Consider the following 283-nt stretch of genomic DNA (forward strand, 5'->3'; position numbering starts at 1 on the left):
TGCAGTCCCCCCTCAATGGTGGTGTCCACGGCACTGCCACCGCTGGAAACTTGCTGTTCCCCGGTATTAATGAGAGTTCCGGAGACACTTCCACCACCGAAAACAGTCTGCAGTCCCCCATTAATGGTGGTGCCTACAGCACTACCACTGCGGGAAACTTGCTGTTCCCCGGTATTAATGAGAGTCCCGGAGACACTTCCGCCACCGAAAACAGTCTGCAGTCCCCCCTCAATGGTGGTGTCCACGGCACTGCCACCGCTGGAAACTTGCTGTTCCCCGGTAT

1 pseudogene is annotated in these 283 nt (G+C 56.9%); it reads right to left on the minus strand.

The annotated features are described in order from the left end of the window. Positions 1 to 283: pseudogene (locus BGE37_RS24910) on the minus strand (autotransporter adhesin family protein); the annotation flags it as partial.

It is taken from the genome of Escherichia sp. MOD1-EC6300 (assembly GCF_002965045.1).
Classification (GTDB): domain Bacteria; phylum Pseudomonadota; class Gammaproteobacteria; order Enterobacterales; family Enterobacteriaceae; genus Escherichia; species Escherichia coli_F.